Below are 25,970 nucleotides of genomic sequence, written 5' to 3' on the forward strand. Positions count from 1 at the left end.
TCGTTTCGTCCGACGAATATATTCGTCCAGGCGCGACTATCGAAGCGCTGACCAAGCTGAAACCTGCCTTCGACAAGGAAGGCACGGTGACGGCGGGCAATGCATCCGGCCTCAATGACGGCGCTGCCGCTGTCGTGCTGATGGATGCCGAGGAAGCTGACAAGCGCGGCGTCAAGCCGCTGGCGCGTATCGTTTCCTGGGCAACGGCTGGCGTCGATCCATCGATCATGGGGACGGGTCCGATTCCGGCCACGCACAAGGCGCTGGAAAAGGCTGGCTGGACGATTGACGATCTGGAGCTGGTGGAGGCCAATGAAGCTTTCGCGGCGCAATCCTGCGCCGTGGTGCGCGATCTTGGCCTGAACCCGGAGATCGTCAACGTCAATGGCGGCGCCATTGCCATCGGCCATCCGATCGGCGCGTCGGGCGCACGCGTGCTGACCACGCTGCTTTATGAAATGAAGCGCCGTGATGCCAAGCGAGGCCTCGCGACGCTCTGCATCGGCGGCGGCATGGGCGTCGCCATGTGCGTCGAGCGGGAATAGGTTAACGTAGCTCCGGCTCTCAGCCTGTCCTTATTTGCTCAGGGTTTATAGGATGAACAATGCAAAGATGATACTTTGCATTATATAGTTATATCATCCCGAAAATTCACCTATTTAATATTTTTTTGAGGCTTCGCTGGAACGAATCCATATCTTTCCCTATCAATTCAGAAAGTTCACTCTGAAATGCATTGGCTATTGGAGTAATCTGCTTAACCATTTCCCGCCCTTCTTCAGTCAAAGAAAGACATACAAGCCGTCGATCATCTGGATTGAGCACTTTTGCGACCAATCCAATGTCCTCCAGGCGACTGGCGGCCCGGCTTGCCTTCGATTTATCCATATCGATTCGAAAGTGGATATCACGAATACTAACTTCATCCTGTTGTGAAAGATGCGCGAGCACCCGCCATTCAGTGGGCGCTAAGCCAAAGGTCTTTTCATATAGAACGGCGAAGTCCCTGCTGATCCGAGCTGCCGCTGCCGAAATCTGGTAAGGCAAAAATGCATCCAAATCAAACTCTTCCGACATGTGTACCACCTCGCATAAATCGTTGCACATGACATAATATGGGTGTCGCTCAGTTTGCAAGCGACATGCCTCACCGATACCGAATTTTTATTTTTGAAGTAATCAATATAATACTAATTATCGCTTTTTCCTATAAACTTAAATAGAGTTGAATATAGATTCAGAATTACTTAGGGGATTGCGTTAATTGTCTTTTGGAAGCAATTACTACATAAAAATTTGTCATATATTCTCCTTGAGGCCAATTCCTCGATGAGAGGCAACCGTAAGAAATCCCATTAGGGTCGAACCACCGTTTGGGCACATTAAACGTATTTCATATCATTGCAAATGATATGAAATACGTTTAATGAAAGCTCGATTGGAGGAGTCATCAGACTCTGCCCGAGGGATCAGAAGCTTCTAAACACGGCCCGTTGAAAAGCTGAAAGGTGCCCCGGGCGCAAGCTTTACATTTTTGGGAGGTAAGAAAGATGAGCGAAGTCGCTAATCGAAATGTGACGATGTCATCCAGCAAGCTCGACGCTATGGGAATTCGGTCCAATGCTCGAACCATAAGAGGCGCAATTGTCGGGACGGTCGTAGAATATTACGACTTTGGCATTTACGGCTTCATGGCAGCCTATATTGCGAGCTTGTTTTTCGTGCAAGGCGACGATAATGCCGCGATGCTGGGCACCTTCGCAACCTTTGCAGTTGCCTTCTTCCTGCGCATACCGGGGGGAATTATCTTCGGTCATATTGGCGACCGATATGGGCGAAAAAAAGCCCTCACATGGACTATCATTCTGATGGCCGCGGCTACAACGCTCATGGGATTGCTTCCAACCTATGAGACGCTTGGGCTATGGGCCACATTGATCCTGGTCCTGGCTCGTTGCCTTCAAGGTTTTGCGGCAGGTGGGGAGCTTGCCGGCGCGAATGCTTTCGTCTCTGAAACTGCTCCTCGGGAATGGCGCGCGACCCAAACATCGATGGTCAACACCGGAACTTATCTTGGTTCTTTGGTGGCATCGATGGTGGCCTTGACCATCTCATCGTTGGTTCCAACTGAAGTTGTCCATGCATGGGTGTGGCGTTTGCCCTTCATTCTCAGCATTTTCATCGGCGGCATTGGAATCTGGATCCGGAATCATCTCCACGAAACTCCGCAGTTCGAGAAAATCCGCAACAAGGGTGATACAAAGAAAATTCCAGTCATCGAATTATTGAAGCATTCCTGGAAAGATATCGTCAAGATCGTGCTGCTGGGAGCGCAGATAACCGGTGGCTATTACATTTCGTCCGTTTACGTTGCTTCGTATCTTCAGACTGTTGGACATCATTCTCCTGCCGTAGCGTTCTTTTCGACCTCCATCGCACTTATTGTCGGTGTCATAATTCTTCCTCTTGCAGGTTATTTCGCCGATCGTTTTGGACGGAAGACCGTCTTGTTCACCGGCAGCATATTGGGCATCGTCCTGGGCTATCCCATGTTCGCCCTCATGTCGGGACCAGCCTGGCAAGCCTGTCTCGGACAGACTGTTCTTTTCGGCACTGTTTCGATCGTAAACGGCGCGTCCTATGTCACCTATGTGGAAATGCTGAAGTCATCTGTCCGCTACAGCGGTCTGGCGCTCGGAAACAATATGACGAACATGATTCTCGGTGGGACCTCACCATTTATCGCCACTTGGCTCATTCAGGCCACTGGTAGCCCGATGGCACCGGCAGCTTACTTCGTAGTTTGCGCGTTGATAACCTTCCTCGCGACGCTCAGCATCCGCGAAACCAAAGGCATTGACCTCGGTAGCATCTGACAGAATGTTTCAACAGTTCTACCCAATCTCACATCACAAACATAAGTCGGTCAGGAGACATCGATGACAAGTTTCGATTTGCCTAAAGGCATGATCCGTCAAACTGGTACCGTGTCGAGCCATGATGGCTATATGCCAGGGTTTGGTAACGACTTCGAAACCGAAGCTCTACCGGGGGCCTTGCCACAAGGGCAGAACTCTCCACAGAACTGTAACTATGGTCTTTACGCAGAGCAGCTTTCAGGGACAGCGTTTACAGCGCCTCGTGGCCAAAACGAGCGGACATGGTGCTATCGTATACGGCCCTCCGTGAAGCATACTACGCGCTTTGAGAAGATCGATGTACCTCTGTGGAAATCGGCACCCAATATCCTGCCGGACGTCATCAGTCTCGGCCAATATCGGTGGGACCCAATCCCTCACGGTGAGGGTGACCTCACATGGGTTACCGGTATGCGCACTGTTACAACAGCAGGCGACGTCAACACCCAGACCGGCATGGCAAGCCATATTTATGTCATCACTCAATCAATGAAGGATGAATATTTCTACTCTGCAGATGGCGAATTACTTGTGGTTCCACAAGAGGGACGTTTACGTTTTAGCACCGAGCTCGGCATCATCGATGTTGAACCTCTGGAGATCGCCGTACTGCCTCGTGGTCTCGTCTATCGTGTCGAAGTGCTGGAAGGACCATGCCGAGGCTTTGTTTGCGAAAATTATGGCCAGAAGTTCGATCTTCCCAACAGAGGTCCGATCGGCGCCAATTGTCTGGCCAATCCACGCGATTTCAAAACGCCGGTTGCCGCATTCGAAGACCGCGAGGCACCATCGACCGTGATCATGAAGTGGTGCGGACAGTTCCATCGTACCAGTATTGGCCATAGCCCGCTTGATGTCGTGGCATGGCACGGCAATTACGCTCCATACAAATACGATCTGAGAACCTATAGCCCTGTTGGGGCGATATTGTTTGACCACCCAGATCCATCAATCTTTACGGTCCTTACTGCGCCTTCGGGGCTGGAGGGAACAGCCAATATCGATTTCGTATTGTTCCGCGATCGTTGGTCGGTGGCAGAACATACGTTCCGGCCACCCTGGTATCATAAGAATGTCATGTCGGAACTGATGGGCAACATTTACGGTATCTACGACGCAAAACCGAAGGGTTTTGTTCCTGGTGGTATGTCGCTGCACAATTGCATGTTGCCGCACGGCCCTGATCGGGGTGCCTATGACAACGCGACCAAACACGAACTCAAGCCGGAAAAGCTCGAAGATACGATGAGTTTCATGTTCGAGACCCGCTTTCCACAACACGTCAGTGAGTGGGCTGCAAATTCGGCATCCCTCCAAGAGGATTACATCGATTGCTGGGATAGTTTGGAAAAGATGTTTGACGGAACTCCCGGCATTAAAAGGTGAGGCTTTCTCATCCAGTTTTCCGGTAATTCCTGACTTTCAAGAGAGAAAAGCAATGCCCCTTCTCCCCTCATGGGTGGTCTCCGCCAACGTACCGGACTGCCCTTTCCCGCTCAACAATCTTCCTTACGGAGTCTTCTCCTTTGAAGGCGAAGCTGCGCGGTGTGGCGTCGCTATCGGACGCATGATCCTGGATGCAACTGCAGCAGAAAGCGCAGGTCTGATTTTGCTGGAAGGTGGCCCGTTCCTGGACGAACCTTCCTGGAACAAGCTGATGGCAGCGGGTCCGGCAGCGTGGTCAGCCCTGCGGTTGCGGTTAACCGAACTGCTGGCAGAAGGATCAACTGAACAGGAGGCCGTCGGGCATTTTTTGCGAAACGCCGACAATGCAAGTTTGCATATGCCTTTCCGGGTCGCCGAATACACCGATTTTTACGCCAGCCGGAACCATGCGTTCAATGTAGGCAGTATGTTTCGCGGGCCGGAGAATGCTATGCCGCCCAACTGGTTGCATATACCGATCGGGTATAATGGCCGCGCGTCCTCGGTCGTTGTTTCTGGGACCAATTTCCGCCGCCCCTGGGGGCAGGTTAAGGGTCCGAATGAAACCGTGCCGCGCTTTGCACCTTCAAGCCGCTTCGACTTCGAGTTGGAAATAGGTGCTATCGTCGGCACCCCTTCCACTTTCGGTGAACCCGTCAGCGTCGAGGAAGCGGACGCTATGATCTTTGGCTATGTCCTGTTGAACGACTGGTCGGCACGAGACGTACAGGCTTGGGAATATCAACCTCTTGGACCCTTCCAGGCAAAAGCAACGGCCACCACTATAAGCCCGTGGATCATAACTGCCGCCGCATTGGAGCCGTTCCGAACTTCAACGCCTGCGCGTGAGTTCCCTTTGCTGCCGTATCTTCATGAGCCGCGGCCAATGTTGTATGACATTGCGCTTGAAGTGAGTTTGACGCCCAATGGTGGAAAAGAAACCACCATCAGTCGAACCAATTATGCGGAGATGTATTATTCCGCCGCTCAGCAGCTGGCCCACCACACCACGTCTGGCTGTGCGATGAATACCGGAGACCTGCTCGGCTCAGGAACAATCTCCGGCTCGCAAAAGAATAGCCGCGGTTCCTTGCTCGAACTCGCATGGGGAGGCAAAGAGCCAATCCACATTGACGGCAGTGTCCGTACCTTCCTAGAAGACGGCGATACAGTCACTATTCGTGGTGAAGCGCGAGGGGATGGTTACGTCATCGGCTTCGGCGATTGCTCCGGGCGCGTTCAAGAAGCGCTGCCGCCAAAGGATGGATTGCGGTGACTCTGCTTTATGATTATTGGCGTTCGTCGGCGAGCTATCGCCTAAGAATTGCCCTCGCCTTGATCGGAGAAGCGTATACTAGCATCACCGTGAATTTGTTGGAGGGCGAGCAACGCAGCCCGGAAAACTTGGCTCGCAATCCCCAAGGATTGGTGCCCACGCTCGAAATAGACGGGCTCATTTTCACACAGTCGCTCGCAATTCTGGAATATCTTGATGAAACACGTCAAGCCGGCTTTTTGCCGGCTTCACCAGTGGGCAAAGCCAGGGTACGTGCGCTTGCCTATGCGATTGCGATGGAAATTCATCCTGTCTGCAATCTTCATGTTGCCCGCTATGCGGTCTCCGCTTCGGACGGAAGCATCTCAACGGAAGGATGGATGCAACATTTCATCGCCCACGGACTGGAGGCTGTCGAACGCATGTTGGACCAGAACGACCGTGGGCATTACTGCCATGGCGATACCGTGACGCTTGCCGATATTTGCCTTGTACCGCAAATTTACAACGCTCGGCGTTGGGGTGTTGATATGGAACCGTTCTCAAATATTCGAACGGTTGTTGATCGTTTGGAATCCCTGCCCGCTTTTGAGGTTGCGCAGCCCGATCGCTGGAAGCCTTGAAAAGCCGCTTATCATAGCTGCCGCCCTTACGAGGCGGCAGCAGTCTTTCCGATAATATAGCCAAATGTCAGAGCTGGACCGAGCGTAATCCCAGGACCAGGATAAGCCCCCGACATAATGGAGCTTATGTCATTACCGCAGGCGTAAAGACCTGTAATGATGCCACCGCTCGCGCTCTTTCCCTCGCCTTTGCCGGTAATTGCCAATCCCATCGTTGTTCCAATGTCGCCAGGGAATATCTCAATGGCGTAGAACGGCCCGCTCAACGGGCGGAGGCAAGGATTTGGAGTATTCTCAGGATCTCCCAGATAACGTTGATAACTGGTTGAACCTTTCCCAAATTCCGCATCTTCTCCGTTGAGCGCAGCATTATTGAAAGAACGAACTGTTCGCTCTAACTGGCTGGCGTCGATCCCGCATTGCTGCGCAAGATCTGCAATAGAATTTGCCTTCTTGAGATAGCCACTGCGAATGTGCTTACCTATCCGTGCGGGAAAAGCATGAGCAGCGCCGAGCCCATACCGGCGGATTGCCTGTTCATCAGCCATCAACCAGGCCGAACGCTGTCCTTCCTGCAATAATTTACCAATGAGAGCCTGCACAAAATCATGATAGCTTGTCGCTTCATTGGCAAATCGCTTGCCGTCGTGACCTACCGCGATAACACCGGGTTTGGCCCGGTCAAGAAACAGATGTGGAAATGGTCGCAATGTACCGTCTGGATTGCGCAGCAACGATACAGGCGTCCAGAACCCTCCATTCGCATTGCTATCAACGAACGCTGCTCCTATTTCTTCTGCGGCTGCAATCCCGCCCCCGGTTCCGGTGGACGGTGACATGGAATAATGGGGAAGCCCGTGTTTAACATGATCGAATACTTCACGCCGTCGCGCTGTGTCGTGAGGGAAGCCGCCTGCGGCAAGGACGACGCCTCGCTTTGCGGATATTTTCACAAGTCCCTTGGGTCCCTTAACCTGGGCCCCCATTACGCGACCGTCGGCATCTTGCAATAGCCTGATCAACTCGTGGCCTGTGCAAAGCGGTATGCCGAGAGCGAATACGGTTTCCGCCAAGCGACCCGAAACGGCAGCCCCCATGACAAGCCGCGTGTTGCGTTTCCAGCTCAACTGGTCCCGGACATAGCGTAATACCGCACGGGTCGCATGAATGGCTGACTTTGCAGAACGGGTCAGGTGCAGGAAGTGATAAATATCAGACCTGCCCAGGGGCATTCCGCCAAGGATTGTGAAGTCGGCTATCGGAGGACGCATACGATAGAGATTTTTACCCAGTCGGCGGCCATCATAGTCTAAAGCATCAATTGCCCTGCCCCCTTCGGACGCACCTTCTGCATCGGAATGATAGTCTGGAGAAGTGGGTCGAGCCGCCATTTTCAGTGCAGTTTCTTCATGGAAGAAACGAATGGCTTCCGGCCCTTGATCGAGAAACGCATCGACCAGTTCCGCATTGAAGCGATTGCCAGCTTCCTGCTGAATATAATGACGGGCCGCCTCACGGTTATCCTGACGCCCCACGGCCTGCATCAGTGGATTGCAGGGTACCCATATCGCCCCTCCGGAAACAGCTGTCGATCCGCCGAAGAAATCCGATTTTTCGATAATGACCGGATTCAATCCGCTATGCTTGGCCGAAATAGCGGCCGCCATCCCTGCTGCACCAGAGCCAACGATCAAAAGATCGCACTCACTCGGCAATTCAGGGACATCAAACGCCTGCATGAATAGCCTCCTCTCGCGGATAACGGCCCATCGCCCACCCGCCATCAACAGCAAGTATCTGCCCGGTAATGAACCCTGCCTCTTCCGAAGCGAGAAAGCGTACCGCTCGCGCCACATCTTCCGGTGTGCCAACGCGTCTCAGCGGCGCGCCATCAATCATTTGGTGCCGCCGCCATGTTTCAGTCCGTATACGCTCCGCCGTCAGTGGAGTTTCGATCAAGCCCGGCGCGACAGCGTTAACGCGAATTCCGTTCGGACCGAAATCATTTGCCATCTGACGTGTGAGCCCGATGACTGCTGCCTTCGATGCAGAATAACCACAAGAGTTCTGCGCGCCGATCTGTCCGAAAATTGAAGCCGTGTTGACGATTGCTCCACCACGATTCGTCATCATTCGGGATACCGCCCAGCGTGATAAACGGAAGAGACCAAGGACATTGATCTCGAAATAACGCGTGAAGTCGTCATCGGACGTTTCGAGCGCATGAGCGCCTTTCGCAACGCCCGCATTGTTGACAAGAATATCCAGGCTTAGGCTTGCTTCATCAAGTGCTACCGAAATCTTTCCCGGTAGCGAAGCGTCGGTGACATCGCCCTGCACGGCAAGGACATTTGGATCTGCCGAGGCCAAAGCCTCTATACCTGTACTCTCTCGGTCAACAACAATAACGCGAGCATTTGCCGCCCGAAGCGCCTCCGCGATAGCTTTACCGATGCCTTGCCCGGCACCGGTAACAACTGCGGTCTTACCGTCAAGCGTGTTCATCTGAAGACTCATATTTCCTCCCTGACTGGGTACCGGCAGACCGCGTACCCACCGCTCTCGGATGCGGACTAAAAGGCCGCAGTGCCGCCGACGGAACGACCACCATCCACGATTAGAACCTGGCCAGTTACGAACTCGGCAAGCGGGCTTGCGAAGAACGCTGCTGCATGAGCGATATGTTCAGGCTCGCCGAGTTTGCCAGTCGGCTGCTGAGCGCATAATGCATCAAGTCCGTCGGAACGTTCCCGAAGCATGTCCGTCATGATGACCCCAGGTGCAATCGCGTTGACCGTGATCTGCTTCGCCGCAAGCTCCAGCGCCAGCGCCTTCGTGAAACCGGCGACACCGGCCTTGGAGGCGACATAGTGGGCGTAATTGCGTGCACCAAATGCGGCGCGTGATGCGAGATTAATGATCCGCCCACCTTCCGGCAGGACACGCGAGGCCTGCTGACAAAGCGTGAACATCGCCACGAGATTGATTTCATACATCAACCGGAAATCGTCAGCCGTTAGCTTGTCGAAATCGCGCGTGTTAAATATGCCGGCGTTATTAACCAAAACCCTGAGGTTTTTGGTTTCATCGATCAAGGACTGAGTCTGTGCTGGATCCGTGATGTCCAGGATGACCGCGCGAGCTTCTCGCCCCTGGTCCGTGATTTGACGTACGGTTTCTTGGGCGGCCTCCTCAGCCCGATCTGCAACAACGACTGCATAGCCTTCTTCCGCCAGTCGGTGAGCGATGGCGCGACCGATGCCGCCGCCAGCACCGGTAATGATAGCAGAAGGCAGAGATTGAGTGGATAAAGATGACTTCGTCATAGAAGCGCTCCCATCATGAATACTGCTCGTAAGATTAACAATAGAGGCAATCTGGAAGGGTTTTCATAGGTCAACATCGGCCTCAAACTGAATGACGCTCAACCCTTCCAAACGTGCTTTATTGCATTCGATAGCCACCATTAACGTCGATCATTGCGCCCGTAACATAAGCCGCGTCAGAACTCATAAGGTATGCTACAGCACCAGCGATATCTTCAGGCGTTCCGATGCGATTGAGCGGAATATTAACGGCCACAGATGCATCATTTTCCGGAGAAAGGGATTGGCGGAGCATCGGAGCATCGATCAGTCCCGGCGCGACTGCGTTAACAGTGATACCCAGATGCGCCGCTTCGCGCGCCCCTGCCTTCACCAATGCCATAACAGCACCCTTAGAGGCTATATAGGCTGCGCTGGAACGATAGCCGCCGAGCTGAGCCGCTACCGAGCTAAACCCTATGAAGCGACCGTTTTCAACCTTACCGCGGTCAGCTGAACGCAAAAATTCCCTCAGGAGAAGAAACGTTCCGGTCGAATTAACGGTTTGGGTCTTATCCCAGCTCGCCAGATCGATATCGACGATCCGCGGACGATCTCCGTTAGATGCGAACAATAATATCCCAGCCGCAGCCACGACTTGATGAATTGGCGTTCCCTTTTTTTCCGCCTCGGCGAAGGCTGCTATGACTGCACTTTCGTTAGCCACATCCAGCGCTATCGCTTGATGACCAGAACCGGGAATTCCAGCAATGGATGCCTCTGCCGCATCGAGAGAAATATCGGCAGCCAAAACCTGATGCCCATCGTTTGCAAGCCGGCGAACGACGGATTTACCAATGCCACCTGCAGCACCGGTTACGAGACAAATACCACGCATGAGAGATGGTCCTCCACTTTCGTTGTGAGTGCAATGAACACATTTATTGGGTAAAAGCAAAATATATTTGTCTCTAACTCGCATTTTGGATACATTATTCCCACATCGAACGTAGGATCATAAATGGACCCGCTGACAAGCACGGAAGTAGCCACGAGCCAATTGCGCGAAGCCATACTGAGCGGCGCGCTTAAACCGGGTGAAAAATTGCATCAGGATCGGCTTGCCGAAATGCTGCAGATTTCGAGGACGCCTTTGCGCGCAGCCTTGACTACCCTTTCGCAGACCGGCCTGGTGTCCTATGAAAGCAATCGTGGGTTCTATGTGCGGGAATTTTCATTTGCCGATGTGGCCGGCGCTTTTACCGTGCGTGCGCAACTTGAGGCTTTGGCGTGTCGGCTGGCTGCTGAGAATATGACCGAAAAAGACGCCAACTATCTGTTCAAGCTCGTCGCAGACGGTGACGCGCTATTGGAAAAAGGTGCGCTTCTCGCGGAACATCTACCTGAATATCGCCAGATGAACGTTGGCTTTCATACAACAATCATTGGTTTGGCAAAAAATCCATGGATTCAAATTTTCGTCGAGAATCTCCAGAACGTGCCTATAGCTTCTGATCGTATCATCATATGGCGTGATTTCGACGTCATTAAGCGCTCACATGATGACCACCGCCGTATCGCCCGGGCCCTTTCGAAGCAGCAAGGCGAGCGGGCAGCAGCGATCATGCATGAACACGTCTTGTTCGCCTTTGAACATCTTCAAGAACATCTCAAGCTTTATCCGCAGGATTTCCTTCGGATGCCACTCGCCGAAAAACCAGCAAAAAGCCGGCTCGGCTCCTCTAAAAACCGTAGGAGAACGGTATGACATTGCGCCTTTTCTTTTCCCCGGCATCGCCTTACGTCCGCAAGGTCATGATTGCGGCCTATGAACGCGGTCTGGCCGATCAGGTAGAAAAACTGAGCTCTGCTGCGGGGCCAGTGAAGCGCGATCTAAACATCGTGAAATATAACTCGAGCGGTAAAGTGCCGTGCGCTTTGCTTGAAGACGATACCCCACTCTTCGATAGTCGCGTGATTTGCGCCTATATCGATTCCATCGGAGTGAAAGGTGACAGCCTGTATCCGACGGACCGTCGGTTCGAAGTTCTGACGCTCGAAGCCCTGGGGGATGCCATTCTCGACGCATGTCTTCTGCATCGCTATGAAAACGTAATGCGCCCAGAAGAAAAACGTTGGGATGACTGGTCTCGGGGACAGATGGAGAAGATTGATTCCGGCCTTGACGATCTTGAAGGTCGCTGGTTCGATGAACTTGCGAGGGAATTCAGCGCGGGATCCATCGCGGCTGCCTGTGTACTAGGATATCTTGATTTTCGGTTTCCGGAAAAAGATTGGCGTTCTACTCACCCAAAATTGACTGGCTGGTTCGAGGAAGCTTCCAAACGAAACTCTCTTACCGAAACGTTTCCTCACACATAAATTGTTGACAAACAAAAGGCATCTCCCGTGACCTTATCTCTACGATAACGGCCGCGGGAGCCCTCTCCATGGAACAATAAAGTTCATTCCACAATGACCGCAATATAAATAGTTTTACAATATCTGAATAAATCCAAAAATTACTTTATTGTAAAAGTTATTATTTCCTCGCAAAAGCTTAGTATATCCTTTTTTAATCTAAAATTCTTTTAATAAATTCTCTGTAATAAATTGCTGCCTCATCTTAATTAATCACTATTGACATTAAATTGCGTGATCGTTCTTCGAGCGTCATTAGCCTTCATGTGAAGCCATCTCAAGTCCAGTAGGCATTTGTGACAGCTTTGTCAAAAGTTGCGCGATTGGCTTCCTTATCTCGTCGCTTTTACGCCAATAAACACTCATTATACCGACTTCTTCGAGATCGAAGGATAGAATGCTTAGGATGCCGTGGGCGGCGTAAAGACTTGCGCCCCTGAGCATGGAAAATCCTACCATATCCGAATTCACTATGAGATTCATATTTATGGAAGCTGAATTACTCTCGAGAAACGCTGAGGGAAGCGACCAATTGTTTCGGGCGAGCGCACGTTCTAGCGCGAATCGAGTCGGAGTTCCTGCCGACCAAACCGCCAACGGATATGCTACAATATCATCCCAGGTAATGCTGGATTTGGTTGCAAGCGGATGGTCAGCACGAGCAGCAACGCAAATCGAATCAGCATAAAGCGCTTCTTCTGAAATCCCAAGGCTTGGATCAAAATGCAAGCCCGTTTGGGCGACCAACAAGTCGATCTCGTAATCAATCAGTTTGGTCTGCAATAAAGACACTGCGCCTTCTGTTATACGAATATGAGTTCGCGGAACACTGTGAAGGACTGATAACAACGCCATCGGCAATGCATCAATTGACGATGCTCCCGCAAAGCCAACTGAGATTAACGCGCTTCCTTTATTGGCGAGCACCTCCATTTCATCCCGAAACGATGTCAAGGCTGTTCTTATACGAACCGCATGGGCGCAAGCCGCTCTGCCATGCTCGTTTAGCAGAAGGCCCTTACTCCCCCTATCAAAGAGTACCAAGTTTAAATCATCTTCAAGCTCGCGGAGCATTTTCGAAACACCGGATTGATGCATATGCAACTCGTCCGCAGTCCGCGTTACGTTCAACGTTCGCGATAGACTAATAAGCATGTCCAGATGTCTAACGCGAATTTTTCTAAGCCAGTCCATTCCATATCCAATTCTGTATCAATAATGCGTTTTTCATATTGGATTTGCTCTGCCTTAAACGTCAAGATGATTATCTAAGCTGAATCAGTCAGCAGATATTCAGGAGGAGATAGCGGTGTCACACTTGGCGCTCGAACGACCACCAATTCTAAAAGGTTTTGATCCCTACGCAGAAGAGACGATCATTAACCCTTATCCTTTTCATTCGGCGCTGATAGATCTCGCGCCGGTCGTAGAACTCGAAAATTATGGTTTTTACGCGGTTGGTCGATACGCTGAAGTTCACGCTATCCTAAATAACTGGAAAGATTTTAGCTCGGCTAGCGGGGTCGGCATTCAAGACATACGCAAACCTGGGAAGTTTCGTATTCCGAGCAAACTCGTTGAGGCAGATCCACCCGATCATACCATGGTTAGGAATGCCTCGACTAAGATTCTTTCGCCCAAAGTCATCAGAACTTGGCGTGAGTTGTTCGAGCAGAAGGCAGCAGAATACATTTCCAAGATACTGGACATGGGCGAATTCGACGCTATGGCGGATCTCATTGAACCCTATATTATGGAGGTATTTTCTACTGCTGTAGGCGTTGACTTGCCGCGAAAGAACGTCTTAGCGATTGGCGAAATGCGCTTCAATCAGACCGGTCCGGAAAACGCACTCTATCGACGAGCGATGGAACGCGCGACACCTTATCTTGATTGGTTCGAACGTAGTGTCGAACGAACAGGCGTCATTCCAGGTTCGCCAGCCGGACAACTTTATGAAGCTGAAGATCGTGGAGAACTTCCTACCGGTGGAGCAAAGAATGTTATTCGTTCTCTAGTAGGCGGTGGAACAGATTCCACAATCGCGGGAATCGGTGCCTGTATCTACCACCTTGCTAACTCCCCAGAACAAATGGAGCTAGCTAAAGAAAACCCGGCACTGATGCGGACTGCATTGGACGAGGGGATCCGTATCGAGTCTCCCTTTCAAGTTCTGTATCGCACGCCAAATAAACAGATGGAATTCGCTGGCTTGCGTCTTGAAGCTGAGCAAAAACTGGGGTTGTGGCTTGGAGCAGCAAACCGTGATCCGCGTAAATGGGAGCGGCCAGACGCATTCCTACTCGACCGGAATACTGCCGGCGTTCACGTTGCCTTCGGTTCGGGTATCCACGTCTGCATTGGACAAATGATTGCGCGACTAGAGGCGGAATGCCTCCTAACTGAATTTGCCAAAAGGGTAAATCGGATTGAGCTCGTACAACCTGCCGAACAACGACCGATGAACCAGATGCGTTCGCACGCACGCATCCCTCTTCGCGCAATCGCGCGGTAATTCGCGAAGAAACGGAAGTCAGAAAATGAAAGCGATATTTATAGTCCCGGCTGGGAACGAAGTAACCGTAGATGTGGAGTCGGGCGTAAGCTTGATGCGCGCCGCGACAGCTCATGGCGTAGATGGGATTATCGCCGATTGTGGCGGTTCAGCAAGTTGTGCGACCTGTCATGTGTTTGTGGATGAGGAGTATTTAAAACGCCTGCCAATACCCAGCAGCAATGAGGAGCAAATGCTTGATTGTACTGCTGCTGACCGCAAAGCCAATAGTCGGCTCAGTTGTCAAATTGTAATGTCGGAGAATTTGGAGGGCATCCGTGTCACCGTCGCAGATCCCCAATTGTAATCGAGATCTTTCAGGCCAAGCGATCATTGTTGGTGCGGGCTGCGCCGGAATTGAAACTGGCCTTGCCTTGCGCAGTAATGGTTGGGTCGGCCCGATCACTATTTTTGATGATGAAAACACATGGCCTTACCATCGACCACCGTTATCAAAAGCATTGCTAAAGGGTAGCATTCCTGAAGGCGAATACCGTAATAGAACCGCTGAGGTTATAGCTCGTGCCGGTATCGATCTCCATGTAGGTAAGAAAGTTGAGGCTATCAATCGAATAACCAAGACGATTCATCTTACGGGGAAGAACTCGGAGTATGAATACTCAAGTCTGATATTAGCTACTGGTGGCCGAGCTCGCGCCCTTGAAGGCTTCCCGCAATTAGTAGACTGTCGGAACGTATACACACTGCGAACTCTAGCTGATGCTGAGAGAATACGATTTGCTTTGCCATCATGCAATCGTCTGGTCATCGTAGGAGGAGGCTTCATCGGGCTGGAAATTGCTGCGTCTGCAAAAGCGATGGGAGTAGATGTCCAGATTCTTGAGGCCGGAAGCCGTGTGCTGGAGCGCGCGCTGCCAAATATTCTATCAGATTTTTTTCATTCACTGCATCGGGAGGCTGGTGTCGAGATCAACACTGGCGTGGCCATAGAAGGTTTCAGAATCGACAGTGCAACTAAATCCGTGAGTGCTGTTTACCTGGATCATAATTGTATCGCATGTGATATGCTCGTGGTAGCGGTTGGACTGGAACCCAATACCGGACTTGCCAAAGATGCCGGGCTCCACGTATCAAACGGTATAATAGTAAACGAATTTCTTCAAACTGATGACTCAGCAATCTTTGCTATAGGGGACTGTGCACGTTTCGACAGCGAACGATATGGAAACGCCATACGCTTAGAGTCCGTACCAAACGCAATCGCGCACGCCCGTAGGGTCTCGGCCGTGCTATGCGGCACTCGGATACCGTCAGAAGAAATCCCATGGTTTTGGACTGATCAGTTCGATGTGAGCCTAAAAATTGCCGGCCTACCGCAGGAAGCTGATCAAATAATTATACGCGGTGACATTAATAATCGCGAGTTTTCTGTCATTTTTCACACGAACGGTCGCGTTAACTGCGTATACTCGATCAACCGCCCTTCCGAGTTTGTTGCCGGCAAGCGATTAATTGAAAAAGGCCTTCAGCACGATGTTGCTCAACTTTCGGACGTTAATACACCGCTCATATCTATTACATCTCGATGATGGCGGTATTTTGTAATTTCAACACCTGAGTTGCCTCCGGTTCCGAAACAAGACAAGTGTGAGCCGGAGAATATTCGGCCACACTGGCACTATTTGCAGACTGATTAGGATCTCAAATGTATTGCTGGGCAGTGTGGACGCGTTTGAGCCAGCATCTAGCAGTAGCTATATGGACATAAGCTCTCAGCAATTTTGTTGTATAGGGTGGTAATGGCATAGTTAATTTTCCGTCTGCCAAACATCCGTGCAATTATTTGCGTCGTTTATAAAGCGTACAATCATATCTCATCATCATGCGGCGGTTTGCTGTCCAGGGAGTTACGTGACCCATATTGCACTGACAAGATCATTACCTATCGCAACCGCATAATAGCCTTTATCAGCGAGAAACGTCTGTGGGCTAGCTCGGCTGAGCTGTCTGTGTATCATAAGCCTTGCAACCTGCTGTCTCGCCAACCGTTAGGTGGAAGGCAAACGTTCTTACTCTGGCATAAGCCAGGCTGTGACGTTTCAAAAGCACATTACTCGTTATAAATTGTGACAGACAGGGAATTGGCCTTGTAAAAAATAGTAAGATATTGCGCAATAAATCATTTACATATAAAAATTATGTAATAAAGATATTACAACCAATGATACCCTGTAATTTTCGTTAATATGAAATGCCAGATACATACCGTATGCATCTGGCATTCAACATTGATATAATATTATCCTTTTATGATTTTTTAAAATTCATGCAAGCTTTTCATCGAATGGTGTATTAGTATAACTATTTGAAGCTTCTTTCTCATCTGTATATCGAAGAGTTTGATTTTTAGCTTCCTTGCGTCTAAATGGGCCAGGCAGAAGCAATACAGAGACAATGGAAATTGCAGAGACAATCAAGAGATAAACATATAGTCCGTAAATCGTCCCTGTCTTAGCATATATCGCAGTCGCAATCATCGGGGCAAAGGCCGATCCGACAATTAGTGATAATGTATACCCTATCGAAACGCCAGTATATCTAATCTCAGTTTTAAAAGCTAATGAGAGTAACGAACCGGTAACTGCACATGCAGGGGCCATAGCCAATCCATAAACTAGTAGGATTGCTAACATCAAGGCCCATGGCTGTCCGAGATCAATGAGATAGATTGCCGGTCCGCTCGTAATACACATCGCAACGGCGCCTAGCATGTAAGTTGTTTTTCGACCTATACGATCGGATAGAGCACCGAAAACTGGACAGAGCGCTGTTAAAACGATGGCGCCGATAAACACTCCCAAGAGTGCCCAATTACGATCAATTCCTGCCACGGTCGTGGAATATGAGACGAGATATGACATCACGATGTATGATATCACGCCTTGGCTTAGATAGATGCCGGCGACGATTAGAATTTCACGCCAGTGTTGACTTAACGCAACTGCCACCGGCAACTTTACTTCGCCTCGTTTGGCGGTAACACGTTCAAACTCCGGGCTTTCAGTAGTTGTAAAACGAATTACCAATCCGACAACCACCAGTAATGAACTAAGCAGAAATGGTACGCGCCACCCCCACGTCAGTAACTGATCATCGGTAGTAAACGTCGATACGGCGAGAAAAGCCAGCGTTGCGGTAGCAGTCCCTGCAGGCCCTCCCATTTGTGGAAAAGAACCATAAAATCCACGTTTAGCTGGCGGCGCATGCTCGACGGCCATAAGAGTCGCTCCTCCCCATTCTCCTCCGACGCAGAAACCCTGAACAAGTCGTAATATCGCGAGGGAAACAGGGGCCCAGATGCCAATCTGAGCATAAGTTGGAAGCGTACCCATTAGACAAGTCGCAACTCCCATACCAATCAGTGAGAGAATAAGCATTCTCTTACGACCAATCCGGTCGCCAAAATGTCCAAATACTACGCCACCGATGGGTCGAGCAATGAACCCAACCCCCAATGTAGCAAACGCCATAAGAGTACCCATAAGGGGCGTGCTCTCAGGAAAGAATATTTTGGGGAAAACTAGAGCGGCGGCCGTGCCGAAAATAAAAAAATCATAGTACTCAATTGTGGTGCCAATGAAACTGGCCAATGCCACCCGAAGTGAGCTGTTTTTGGCAGTTGTCATACGTGTCTCCTCCACGTGCAGATGATTTATCATCACCAGCTCAAGATTCAGCTCATTAACATGATCGGGCCGACCTAGGGCGGGTGTTCTTGATTGATTGTTTCAAAAGTTTTTAAGGATCAGATGAGCATTTCGCCGTCACCAATGGAACAGCTATTCTTCAGTTGCCCGCCTAGCGGGCAATCTTTACCTGCACCTTCCAACCAAGCTTATCACCTTTCATCGTAAAGAGTGTATTCTTTTGCAATAAATGATGAGCGTGAATAAAATTTATTGTGCTCTTCTTTTCCCGGTTTATCGACGCCTTCTGACCAGAACGATAGGATCTCGTTCATGTCAGACAATGAATCGAACCATATCTCTTCTACAAAGTCGATGTGCAGCTCTTCAAGGTTTCTTCCTAGCCACTTACTCGTGCCTGCAATGGTAGTATTGATTGCCCACCCTTTTATAAGTTGCTGCAACGGTTGAGAGACGAGTAAAGAGCTGAGCCGCTGTCTAGTGTCGCTACGTAATAGATCGTTATCCGCGCCTTCGTGCAAATGAGAGAGAATAATCAGTTTCACTTGGCCACTTCCTGGAACCAGTACCTCTTCCGTTGCAGCTATAACTGCAGTCCGGTCCAGATCAAGAAAGTTCAATTCGTCCGGTCTGACAATCTCGCGAAACGCATCTGTGCGAGAAAAACTATCTTCATTGGGAGATTCGCCTGGAATCCAAAATTCCGCGATACCGCTATAGACAAAATTATTCCCCACAGGTGATTGGCCTGTTATGTGATTTTGCACATATCTTTGGCGCCAAGTACCATAGTTTGGCAACGATGCAATCAACGGTCCATGGGTACCTAGCCAATAGGCGGCGAAAGCGTCATCGGTCATGCCCTGTTTCGGAGTCAAAAACACAAGCTTCTTGATCTGCATAAAACGTCTCCTTTATAGTATAAGAAAACTGATAGAAAAGCGGAGCAAATGGGTTAATTCGTTTGTACCAGCTGTTTAAATATCAGTTTTTAGAGTGACCATTCGTCAGTTAAGTCGTTGGCCATATTCAATGACAGCTTCGTGCGCGAGTGCGCGTATAGGTTCCTCGCACGTTGCAAGTACTCGTTCAACTGAAAGAGCTTTTCTGATCCATATAAGCGATATGCAACCGAGCACGTCCCCGTCATAGATTAGCGGTACTGCCAGGCCTGCTGTATCAGGCTTAAATTTTCCGTTGTATCGAACTGCGATACCTTTTGCCTTGATTTTCTGTAGCATGATCGACAATCGTGTTTCATCTAAGAACGGTGCGTCGTCTTGTTCTTTTAAGTTTTTTAGCTGTTCGACCATGATTTTTTGCTGACTGTGAGACACATGGGCGAGATATGCTCGACCGGCTGCTGTGCGTAGCAAAGGGACTCTCCGACCAACCATCGAGTGATCTATCGACATAGGGCTGAGAGTGTGCGTACTATCAATCACAACCATAGTACCATTATCGTACACCAAGAAATCAATTGGCCAGATGAGTTCCTTTGCGTACTTCCTGATCAATGGTTTTAGAATTTCGGCAAGCTCAGATTCTGAACGAAAACCATCGCCGAGTGTGGCAGCTTTATTCGTTACTTTGAATCGTTGGTCGCCTGAATTGAAACTGACATAACCATCAGCGTCTAGTGTTTGGAGAAGTCTATAAACAGTTCCTCTCGAAAGATTTAGCGATCTGGCTAGCTCGCCTGCTTTTGTTCCTCCATGCGCGCTGAGAAAACTTAGAATATCTAGGCCACGCTTTAGTGAACGAACTTGATTATTCATGAATTCACCTGATAAGTCTCTAACTGGACTTGCTTGTCTTTGAGAGGAATTCATTATAAAGCCACGGACAATCCGGTACGCCGGGCGCTCTCACTCCCTCGCGAGCTGCTTTTAGCCTCATTTCACGCAGTGCAAGACGCGTTTTATCGTCCTCTTCTAAATACAATCGGTCATGGCCCCAGAAGCTCGGTCCGGCAACTGTTTCATGCGGTTCCCATGTGGCCTCGTCGATTATACGCCCGCCCCAACCGCTTTCTACGAAGAACCCGGACGGAGTATTGGCATAAAATGATGTCATCCAATCGTTTGTGTGTCTGCCCAGGGTATATGCCACTCGACCCTCTTCAAGTTGAGCCAGATCGTACCCTTGCCCCACGTCATCGAGATTCTGGTACTCAACCATAAAATGATGGAAGCCCTGCTTACCTGAGCCAACCATTGCAAGACTATGATGGCGATTGTTAACGTGGAAGAAGTATAGAGGATAAGGTTCGTGACCGTAATCCGTAACTGAAAATCCCAAAACATCACGGTAAAACAACAATTGAGATTGGATATTGTCTACATGAAGAACGGCATGTCCCATCCCATATGGTCCGGTTTTGAAGCCATCGATGGGGCGTCCTGGAACAAAGGGATCGGAAGCGATCATCGGCTTCCAGAAAAGTTCAACGCGGTTGCCCACTGGATCATTAAAGTAAATTAACTCTGTAACAAACCGCTTATCTGCCAGCCTTTTGGAGCCAAGTGTCACTTTCGTACCGGCCACTTCCAGCTTGGCAGCGTACCTCGCCAGATCATCTTTTTCAGTTACTTCCCAACCCATGAATGACAAAGTATCGCCGGGTTCATCAGTGACCAATAGACGTTGTCTTTGATCATCCATACGAAACGCCAAGGCTTTCCCTCCACGGTCAATCTTCTGCATACCCAAAAGCCCGCCAGCGAAATCAGCCCAGTCATCCAGTAGTGGTGAACGGATACCCAGATAGCCCAAAGCACAAACGGCCATTGTAAATCCTCCGTATTTGATAAACCGACTCTACCTCAGACGTGAGGCTTATTGTCGTCCAATTCAGTGGTGTTCGCCTGGTGGGCAAATAGAGATCGACCGGAATGTCGGAGACAGTCCGGTCTATGAGTGCTAGTGGAACGTCCGTCCGCCGTCGACAGCGAGTGTAATCCCAGTAACGTATGAAGACTCATCAGAAGTCAGGAAGAGTATCGATGATGCTATTTCCTTAGGGGTCGCGAACCGTTGTAACGCATAGTTTCCTATGACCGTGGACTTAATCTGTCCATTTGCGTCCCTAATCACCGTCTCTGTCATCGGCGTGTCCACCATTCCTGGACACACGCAGTTGACCCTTATTTTGGGAGCGAATTCAGCAGCCAGTGATCTTGTTAGAGATATCACGCCGCCCTTGGATGCCGCATAAGCCGCTGTTCCGGGCCCGGAGGGTACCAGAGCCACACCAGAACCGAGTGTCACGATCGTCGACCGCTCCAGTTTCTCGAGGTAGGGAATGGCTGTTTGGCAGACATTAAACGTTCCAGTGAGATTTACTGCAAGCGTACGCTGCCAAATATCGGGCGGTGTATCGAGGAATCGTGCCGTATCGAAAACGCCCGCTGTGATCACCAAACCGTCAATTTTTCCTAGAAATTTGGCGGCCTTTTCAAATGCTGTCGTAACGGACGACGCCGAGGCAACGTCAACTTGGATTGCGGTGCCACCGCACGATTTAGCCACTTCTGAGGCCGTTTCCAAACTCCAATCAAGGATTGCCAGTTTGGCCCCTTCGGAAGCGAAACACTCCGCAGTCGCTTTGCCGATACCAGATCCAGCGCCAACGATCACGATGCTTCGTTGGTCCAACCTATTCCCTGAGCTCGTCATTTCAACCTCCTTTATGCAGCGCGTGCACCGTTCGCGGCAAGCCAACCACCATCGACTACCAGTACTTGGCCTGAGATAAACGCTGCTTCTTCCGAGGATAAGAAGTGAACCGCGTTTGCTATGTCTTCAGGCGTTCCCACCCGAGGGAAGGGAGTGCTTTCGACCATCAGACGACGAAACTCTTTATTGTTCTCGATGCGATCTTTCGTCATTGGTGTCTTAATCAACCCTGGCGCTACACCATTGATGCGAATCCCCTGCGGACCGTAGTCTGCAGCCATCTGGCGCGTAAGACCCACCATTGCTGCCTTCGTGACCGAATAGACTCCTCCGCCTGCACTTCCACGAAAGCCGAAGATGGAGCATATATTGACCATCGCTCCACCGCTTTTCAACACAGAGAGTGCAGCTCGGCTAAAGCGGATTTGAGCACGGATGTTAACGTCCAGAAACCTGTCGATCTCTTCGTCACTTGTATCACCCACGGGTTTCGGTCGCCCGATGCCAGCATTATTAACCAGAACGTCCAGCTGCCCGAATGACGACATGGCAAGATCTATCGCTTCTTGGGGGGCGTGGGTATCAGTTATGTTCTGACAAAGGGTTTTTACCCGATCCGGAGCGAGAATGGAAAGCTCCGCCAGTCCTTCGTTCGTGATGTCAGTGGCTACTACTTGATATCCGCCGTTTAGGAATCTCTCTGCAGTAGCGCGTCCTATCCCTTGGCCAGAACCTGTAATCAATGCAACTTTCATTCTATCCTCCACTTGTTTTTATCGACAGATAAATCTCGATCTACCTGCCCGTCCTTCCCAAAATCATCTTCAAGATATTCTTAGCCAATACTGAATTGTCGACTTGATGTCCGCGCCATGCAACGTGCTGATCTGGCCTAACCAGGATCAGGGGCATTTCATAGATTTGCGCGAGATCTCCGGCGTCGACCTCGACTAATTTCAGTGGAACTCCGAGGGTTTCCGCAGCTTCAATAAAGTATTGTCCGGCGCCTTTCGGGCCAAAATTGAGCAATGTGAACCAGTCCCCCAGATGATCGAATAGAGCTGTGTCATCCGGAAGAAAAATACTCGGAAGCCGAGCTCCTGGTACAGTTGTCGGCACATAAACCGCAGGATCGTCTGTAACGTTTGCGTCAGCTTCCGCTATCACAGCGTTAGAATTTGAATACACATAACCAAATTCTATACCCCAAGCCTCATTTTCGAGGTTTCCGAGACTTGCTATGCGAGCGGATGCTTGCGCGCGCGCGGCATCACCTTCCGCACATTCCGCAAACAACAAATCATTGTAGAGAGAACCGATGGCACGCCGCACATCATTGTTATCTTCCGCGGCTGCGCAATTTCGGATACCAACGGGAAGTCGTTCGGCCTCATAGCTGTTGAGGAGTGCCGGACCTGCAAAACCTTTAACGACTGCCGCAAGTTTCCAACCAAGATTCGAAGCATCACCGATCCCGGTGTTCATGCCGTAGCCGCCTGTAGGAATGTACTGGTGCGCTGCGTCTCCAGCTATGAATACACGACCCCTCCCGTAGGACTCAGCCACTAGCAGATGAGGCGCCCAAGGATTAGCGACTAATATTTCGGCGTCAATATCGCGCCCAACGAAGCGTCGAAGCAGAGCGCGGGGATCGACGTCATCCACTTCACCATCTGGGAACCGTGAGTGGAGCGTCCAGATGCTCTCATCGTCCTGTGCGATAAGCGTTCCGTAGGCGGACTGATAGTGCCAGGCAACACCCCAGCGCATCAGCAACTCCTTTTCCGTGGATTTAAAGTGTGTCATGAACCGTTCCATGACACGGGGCTTACCTTCAAACTCTATTCCAAGCGACTGGCGAACCTGACTGCCACCTCCATCACATCCAACCAAATACTGACAACAAACCGTCTCAATTGTGTCGGTAGCCAAGTTTTGAAGAGTGACAGTCACACCATCATCAGTCTCTTCGAATGATTCAAATCGGGTTTGGAAACGGTGTTCGATTTGCGAATGTCGTGCAATCGCCGCTCTCAGTACGGGTTCGATGACGACCTGCGATACGCGCATGGCAGGCTCAAGAGATTGCGTACCATCGTTCGTGTTGCGGATCTTCAGCCGCATTTCGTCAACCGAAGGATAAGCAAAACGGTAGAGTTCGGAACCCGTGAAGTCAGTTATCCAGGAGACATCAAATCGATGAGAGCTGGGCACGGCAGCAGCTCTAAGTTCATCGGCAATGCCAAGCGAACGAAACAGCTCCATACTGCGACCGTTCGTGATATCCATCTTAGGATGCTTTGTGGTTGTCTCATTCCGCTCAACCACAAGGCAATCAACTCCTCGTTTCGCGAGCTCGAGTGCCAGTGTCATCCCAACTGGGCCACCGCCTGCTATCACCACCGATGTTTTGATCATCTGTCGTCCTTCCATGTAATATGCTAGAATTTAAGAGCTTTGGGCGCACTGATGCCCTCTAAACCATCGGTCATTGCTTCATCCTTATATGCTCTGCAGTCTCAAGAATATGCTGCCTCATGACCTGTCGAGCGGCCAGAGGATCACGGCGTTTAGCTGCGGCAATGATGGCTTCGTGTTGGGCATGGGCGCGATCTAGGCGCTGTGCGAAGATGTTGTGACCAGTCGATGCAACGAAGAAGTCGCTTCGATCGCCTAATGTCTCGACGACTTCCGCAACCGGCAATGAGTGTGATGCCCTTCGCATCTCGAAATGAAGGCGGCGGTTCAGTTGCCGGTATTGAACTCCAGTCTCCGATGGGTTCATGTTAGAGGTTCGAAGCATACCTATCTGCTCAGAGATCGATGTCATCATCTCAATATCAGCAGATGTTGCTCGCTCTGCCAGCAGCTCAGCGATAAGAGCCTCGGCCTTCGCAAAGAGCCTGTAGAAGTCTGTGATTTCTTCCACCGAATAGTGCCGTACTTGGCATCCCACCTGTGGTAGTATCAAAACAAAACCCTCGAGCGCGAGACGCTTCAGTGCTTCCATTATAGGCTGTCGGCTCACGTCTAGTTTTTTGGAGAGTAGTTCTACTTGGATGGCTTCACACGGACCCAGCTGTCCGTCTAGGATCATATCCTTGACGAACGCATAGACGTAGTCCGCCAGTCCCACTCGACGGTTGCTGTGTTTCACCGAAACAACTTCGTTGTTTTGTGCTGAGGCTACGTTAGTTAATGGCCCTGCCCGTTTAAAACCATCCATGTCGTAGACTCAAGCGGCTTCGTCTACTACAGAGTTCTTAAGAATCCCTATTGACGAGATTTCGACTTCGACAGCATCGCCCGCTTTCATAAAGACAGGAGGATCACGGAATAGACCGACGCCCCCTGTAGTTCCAGTAACAATGACGTCGCCGGGAAGAAGGGGCGTAAAGGTTGAGCAGTATGCAATGAGCTGCGGAACATTGAATACCAGATCAGAGATCGGTGCTTCCTGCATGACTTCCCCATTCAGGCGGGTAATCAGCGTAAGCTTGGACGGGTCTGGGATCTCATCAGTAGTTACCAGCCAGGGACCAAATCCGCCAGTCTTGTAAAAATTCTTTCCCGGTGCAAACTGAGACGTATGACGCTGCCAGTCGCGAATAGAGCCGTCGTTATAACACGCATAACCTGCAACATAATCCAGAGCATTCTCGACGGGTACCCGACGGCATGCCTTTCCTATCACGACGGCTAGTTCACCTTCAAAATCGAGTTTCTCAGATTCGTTCGGTCGAAGAATAGCTTCTCCATGACCAACCTGGGAGGCAGCCACGCGTGTAAAAATCACAGGATGTTCAGGTACTGGTCGTCCGGTTTCTTTAATGTGTGTGGCATAGTTAATGCCGATACAGAAAATCTTATCCGGGTTGGGAATCACTGGTAGGTATGTGACATCTTTAGCATCAATTGACGGAGCTTCTTCCGCTTTCGACGCATCAATACCCATCGCAAGTGCAGCGCGCAGATCCGTCGCCGCTCCTGGAAGAGCACCAAGGTCTGCAATTTTTCCGCTTTTTTGAATGCCCCAGCTGTTACGACCAGAGACTGTGAAACTTACCAGCTTCATACTTTCCTTCCTCGGCTTTATAAGCCT

The 25,970-nt window shown here is 50.4% G+C and carries 25 protein-coding genes; 10 read left to right on the forward strand and 15 right to left on the reverse strand.

What is annotated here, in order from left to right:
• A partial coding sequence (locus JAU75_RS20500) for an acetyl-CoA C-acyltransferase (protein ID WP_199058354.1) occupies nt 1-545 on the forward strand: 545 nt, incomplete at its 5' end.
• A gap of 106 nt (nt 546-651) precedes the next feature.
• Here the strand turns inward: JAU75_RS20500 and JAU75_RS20505 are convergent.
• Nucleotides 652-1,077 carry a MarR family winged helix-turn-helix transcriptional regulator gene (locus JAU75_RS20505; protein WP_199058355.1) on the reverse strand — a complete coding sequence of 142 codons (426 nt, stop codon included), beginning with the start codon at nt 1,075-1,077 and terminating at the stop codon, nt 652-654.
• Nucleotides 1,078-1,550: 473 nt separating this feature from the next.
• On the opposite strand from JAU75_RS20505, the gene JAU75_RS20510 reads away from it, so the two are divergent.
• From JAU75_RS20510 to maiA, 4 genes are all read left to right on the forward strand, one after another.
• Nucleotides 1,551-2,876: an MFS transporter gene (locus JAU75_RS20510; RefSeq protein WP_199058356.1), complete on the forward strand. Its 1,326-nt coding sequence runs from the start codon at nt 1,551-1,553 to the stop codon at nt 2,874-2,876.
• Nucleotides 2,877-2,939: 63 nt separating this feature from the next.
• Complete coding sequence (gene hmgA / locus JAU75_RS20515; protein ID WP_371836217.1) at nt 2,940-4,304, forward strand: homogentisate 1,2-dioxygenase; 1,365 nt, start codon at nt 2,940-2,942, stop codon at nt 4,302-4,304.
• 52 nt (nt 4,305-4,356) lie between these two features.
• Nucleotides 4,357-5,619 (forward strand): fumarylacetoacetase, encoded by a 1,263-nt coding sequence (gene fahA, locus JAU75_RS20520; RefSeq protein ID WP_199058432.1) that lies wholly within the window; start codon nt 4,357-4,359, stop codon nt 5,617-5,619.
• Complete coding sequence (gene maiA, locus JAU75_RS20525) at nt 5,610-6,242, forward strand: maleylacetoacetate isomerase (protein WP_199058433.1); 633 nt, start codon at nt 5,610-5,612, stop codon at nt 6,240-6,242. The genes fahA and maiA overlap by 10 nt, the downstream gene beginning before the upstream one ends.
• Nucleotides 6,243-6,268: 26 nt before the next feature.
• Here maiA and JAU75_RS20530 read toward each other — a convergent pair whose 3' ends face one another.
• The 4 genes from JAU75_RS20530 to JAU75_RS20545 all read right to left on the reverse strand — a co-directional run bounded on the left by JAU75_RS20530 (nt 6,269) and on the right by JAU75_RS20545 (nt 10,445).
• Nucleotides 6,269-7,981, reverse strand: coding sequence for an FAD-dependent oxidoreductase (locus JAU75_RS20530; RefSeq protein WP_199058357.1), 1,713 nt, complete (start codon nt 7,979-7,981; stop codon nt 6,269-6,271).
• A complete protein-coding gene (locus JAU75_RS20535) occupies nt 7,968-8,759 on the reverse strand; it encodes an SDR family oxidoreductase (RefSeq protein WP_199058358.1) in 792 nt (263 codons plus the stop codon). Before JAU75_RS20535 ends, JAU75_RS20530 begins: the two co-directional genes overlap by 14 nt.
• 56 nt (nt 8,760-8,815) lie before the next feature.
• Nucleotides 8,816-9,568, reverse strand: coding sequence for an SDR family oxidoreductase (locus JAU75_RS20540; protein WP_199058359.1), 753 nt, complete (start codon nt 9,566-9,568; stop codon nt 8,816-8,818).
• Nucleotides 9,569-9,686: 118 nt separating this feature from the next.
• The gene (locus JAU75_RS20545; RefSeq protein WP_199058360.1) at nt 9,687-10,445 is read right to left on the reverse strand and encodes an SDR family NAD(P)-dependent oxidoreductase; all 759 of its coding nucleotides are present in this window, start codon (nt 10,443-10,445) and stop codon (nt 9,687-9,689) included.
• A 123-nt stretch (nt 10,446-10,568) separates the two neighbouring features.
• Here JAU75_RS20545 and JAU75_RS20550 point away from each other — a divergent pair, with 123 nt between their 5' ends.
• Nucleotides 10,569-11,315 (forward strand): GntR family transcriptional regulator, encoded by a 747-nt coding sequence (locus tag JAU75_RS20550; RefSeq protein WP_199058361.1) that lies wholly within the window; start codon nt 10,569-10,571, stop codon nt 11,313-11,315.
• On the forward strand, nt 11,312-11,929 hold the full coding sequence (locus JAU75_RS20555) for a glutathione S-transferase family protein (protein ID WP_199058362.1): 618 nt from the start codon (nt 11,312-11,314) through the stop codon (nt 11,927-11,929). The genes JAU75_RS20550 and JAU75_RS20555 overlap by 4 nt, the downstream gene beginning before the upstream one ends.
• A gap of 294 nt (nt 11,930-12,223) precedes the next feature.
• Here JAU75_RS20555 and JAU75_RS20560 read toward each other — a convergent pair whose 3' ends face one another.
• Nucleotides 12,224-13,162 (reverse strand): LysR substrate-binding domain-containing protein, encoded by a 939-nt coding sequence (locus tag JAU75_RS20560; protein ID WP_199058363.1) that lies wholly within the window; start codon nt 13,160-13,162, stop codon nt 12,224-12,226.
• 115 nt (nt 13,163-13,277) lie between these two features.
• Between JAU75_RS20560 and JAU75_RS20565 the strand changes: the two genes are divergently transcribed.
• The 3 genes from JAU75_RS20565 to JAU75_RS20575 are packed head-to-tail and all read left to right on the forward strand — an operon-like array spanning nt 13,278 to nt 16,072.
• Nucleotides 13,278-14,483, forward strand: a complete 1,206-nt coding sequence (locus tag JAU75_RS20565) for a cytochrome P450 (protein ID WP_199058364.1) — start codon at nt 13,278-13,280, stop codon at nt 14,481-14,483.
• 25 nt (nt 14,484-14,508) lie between these two features.
• On the forward strand, nt 14,509-14,829 hold the full coding sequence (locus tag JAU75_RS20570; RefSeq protein ID WP_199058365.1) for a 2Fe-2S iron-sulfur cluster-binding protein: 321 nt from the start codon (nt 14,509-14,511) through the stop codon (nt 14,827-14,829).
• Nucleotides 14,801-16,072 (forward strand): FAD-dependent oxidoreductase, encoded by a 1,272-nt coding sequence (locus JAU75_RS20575; RefSeq protein ID WP_199058366.1) that lies wholly within the window; start codon nt 14,801-14,803, stop codon nt 16,070-16,072. The genes JAU75_RS20570 and JAU75_RS20575 overlap by 29 nt, the downstream gene beginning before the upstream one ends.
• Before the next feature lie 735 nt (nt 16,073-16,807).
• On the opposite strand, the gene JAU75_RS20580 is transcribed toward JAU75_RS20575, so the two are convergent.
• From JAU75_RS20580 to JAU75_RS20620, 9 genes are all read right to left on the reverse strand, one after another.
• The gene (locus JAU75_RS20580; protein ID WP_199058367.1) at nt 16,808-18,169 is read right to left on the reverse strand and encodes an MFS transporter; all 1,362 of its coding nucleotides are present in this window, start codon (nt 18,167-18,169) and stop codon (nt 16,808-16,810) included.
• A gap of 212 nt (nt 18,170-18,381) precedes the next feature.
• Nucleotides 18,382-19,092 (reverse strand): EthD domain-containing protein, encoded by a 711-nt coding sequence (locus JAU75_RS20585; RefSeq protein WP_199058368.1) that lies wholly within the window; start codon nt 19,090-19,092, stop codon nt 18,382-18,384.
• A gap of 105 nt (nt 19,093-19,197) precedes the next feature.
• Nucleotides 19,198-19,968 (reverse strand): helix-turn-helix domain-containing protein, encoded by a 771-nt coding sequence (locus tag JAU75_RS20590; RefSeq protein WP_199058369.1) that lies wholly within the window; start codon nt 19,966-19,968, stop codon nt 19,198-19,200.
• A 19-nt stretch (nt 19,969-19,987) separates the two neighbouring features.
• The gene (locus JAU75_RS20595; protein WP_199058370.1) at nt 19,988-20,980 is read right to left on the reverse strand and encodes a VOC family protein; all 993 of its coding nucleotides are present in this window, start codon (nt 20,978-20,980) and stop codon (nt 19,988-19,990) included.
• Between the two features lie 132 nt (nt 20,981-21,112).
• Nucleotides 21,113-21,868 (reverse strand): SDR family oxidoreductase, encoded by a 756-nt coding sequence (locus JAU75_RS20600; protein ID WP_199058371.1) that lies wholly within the window; start codon nt 21,866-21,868, stop codon nt 21,113-21,115.
• A gap of 11 nt (nt 21,869-21,879) precedes the next feature.
• Entirely contained in the window at nt 21,880-22,623 is a 744-nt protein-coding gene (locus tag JAU75_RS20605; RefSeq protein WP_199058372.1) for an SDR family oxidoreductase, read from the reverse strand.
• Between the two features lie 40 nt (nt 22,624-22,663).
• A complete protein-coding gene (locus JAU75_RS20610) occupies nt 22,664-24,286 on the reverse strand; it encodes an FAD-dependent monooxygenase (RefSeq protein WP_199058373.1) in 1,623 nt (540 codons plus the stop codon).
• Nucleotides 24,287-24,356: 70 nt separating this feature from the next.
• Nucleotides 24,357-25,094 (reverse strand): GntR family transcriptional regulator, encoded by a 738-nt coding sequence (locus JAU75_RS20615; protein ID WP_199058374.1) that lies wholly within the window; start codon nt 25,092-25,094, stop codon nt 24,357-24,359.
• 9 nt (nt 25,095-25,103) lie between these two features.
• Nucleotides 25,104-25,943: a fumarylacetoacetate hydrolase family protein gene (locus JAU75_RS20620; RefSeq protein ID WP_199058375.1), complete on the reverse strand. Its 840-nt coding sequence runs from the start codon at nt 25,941-25,943 to the stop codon at nt 25,104-25,106.
• Nucleotides 25,944-25,970 lie beyond the last annotated feature (27 nt).

Source organism: Ochrobactrum sp. Q0168 (genome assembly GCF_016427605.1).
Lineage (GTDB): Bacteria > Pseudomonadota > Alphaproteobacteria > Rhizobiales > Rhizobiaceae > Brucella.

Coding starts and splice junctions, on each gene's coding strand:
- JAU75_RS20570 (WP_199058365.1), top strand. CDS start 14,509: ATGAAAGCGATATTTATAGTCCCGGCTGGGAACGAAGTAACCGTAGAT.
- JAU75_RS20535 (WP_199058358.1), bottom strand. CDS start 8,759: ATGAGTCTTCAGATGAACACGCTTGACGGTAAGACCGCAGTTGTTACC.
- JAU75_RS20530 (WP_199058357.1), bottom strand. CDS start 7,981: ATGCAGGCGTTTGATGTCCCTGAATTGCCGAGTGAGTGCGATCTTTTG.
- JAU75_RS20610 (WP_199058373.1), bottom strand. CDS start 24,286: ATGATCAAAACATCGGTGGTGATAGCAGGCGGTGGCCCAGTTGGGATG.
- JAU75_RS20550 (WP_199058361.1), top strand. CDS start 10,569: ATGGACCCGCTGACAAGCACGGAAGTAGCCACGAGCCAATTGCGCGAA.
- JAU75_RS20585 (WP_199058368.1), bottom strand. CDS start 19,092: ATGCAGATCAAGAAGCTTGTGTTTTTGACTCCGAAACAGGGCATGACC.
- JAU75_RS20620 (WP_199058375.1), bottom strand. CDS start 25,943: ATGAAGCTGGTAAGTTTCACAGTCTCTGGTCGTAACAGCTGGGGCATT.
- JAU75_RS20615 (WP_199058374.1), bottom strand. CDS start 25,094: ATGGATGGTTTTAAACGGGCAGGGCCATTAACTAACGTAGCCTCAGCA.
- JAU75_RS20505 (WP_199058355.1), bottom strand. CDS start 1,077: ATGTCGGAAGAGTTTGATTTGGATGCATTTTTGCCTTACCAGATTTCG.
- JAU75_RS20540 (WP_199058359.1), bottom strand. CDS start 9,568: ATGACGAAGTCATCTTTATCCACTCAATCTCTGCCTTCTGCTATCATT.
- JAU75_RS20545 (WP_199058360.1), bottom strand. CDS start 10,445: ATGCGTGGTATTTGTCTCGTAACCGGTGCTGCAGGTGGCATTGGTAAA.
- fahA (WP_199058432.1), top strand. CDS start 4,357: ATGCCCCTTCTCCCCTCATGGGTGGTCTCCGCCAACGTACCGGACTGC.
- JAU75_RS20595 (WP_199058370.1), bottom strand. CDS start 20,980: ATGGCCGTTTGTGCTTTGGGCTATCTGGGTATCCGTTCACCACTACTG.
- JAU75_RS20560 (WP_199058363.1), bottom strand. CDS start 13,162: ATGGACTGGCTTAGAAAAATTCGCGTTAGACATCTGGACATGCTTATT.
- JAU75_RS20580 (WP_199058367.1), bottom strand. CDS start 18,169: ATGACAACTGCCAAAAACAGCTCACTTCGGGTGGCATTGGCCAGTTTC.
- JAU75_RS20590 (WP_199058369.1), bottom strand. CDS start 19,968: ATGAATAATCAAGTTCGTTCACTAAAGCGTGGCCTAGATATTCTAAGT.
- JAU75_RS20510 (WP_199058356.1), top strand. CDS start 1,551: ATGAGCGAAGTCGCTAATCGAAATGTGACGATGTCATCCAGCAAGCTC.
- JAU75_RS20600 (WP_199058371.1), bottom strand. CDS start 21,868: ATGACGAGCTCAGGGAATAGGTTGGACCAACGAAGCATCGTGATCGTT.
- JAU75_RS20555 (WP_199058362.1), top strand. CDS start 11,312: ATGACATTGCGCCTTTTCTTTTCCCCGGCATCGCCTTACGTCCGCAAG.
- JAU75_RS20605 (WP_199058372.1), bottom strand. CDS start 22,623: ATGAAAGTTGCATTGATTACAGGTTCTGGCCAAGGGATAGGACGCGCT.
- hmgA (WP_371836217.1), top strand. CDS start 2,940: ATGACAAGTTTCGATTTGCCTAAAGGCATGATCCGTCAAACTGGTACC.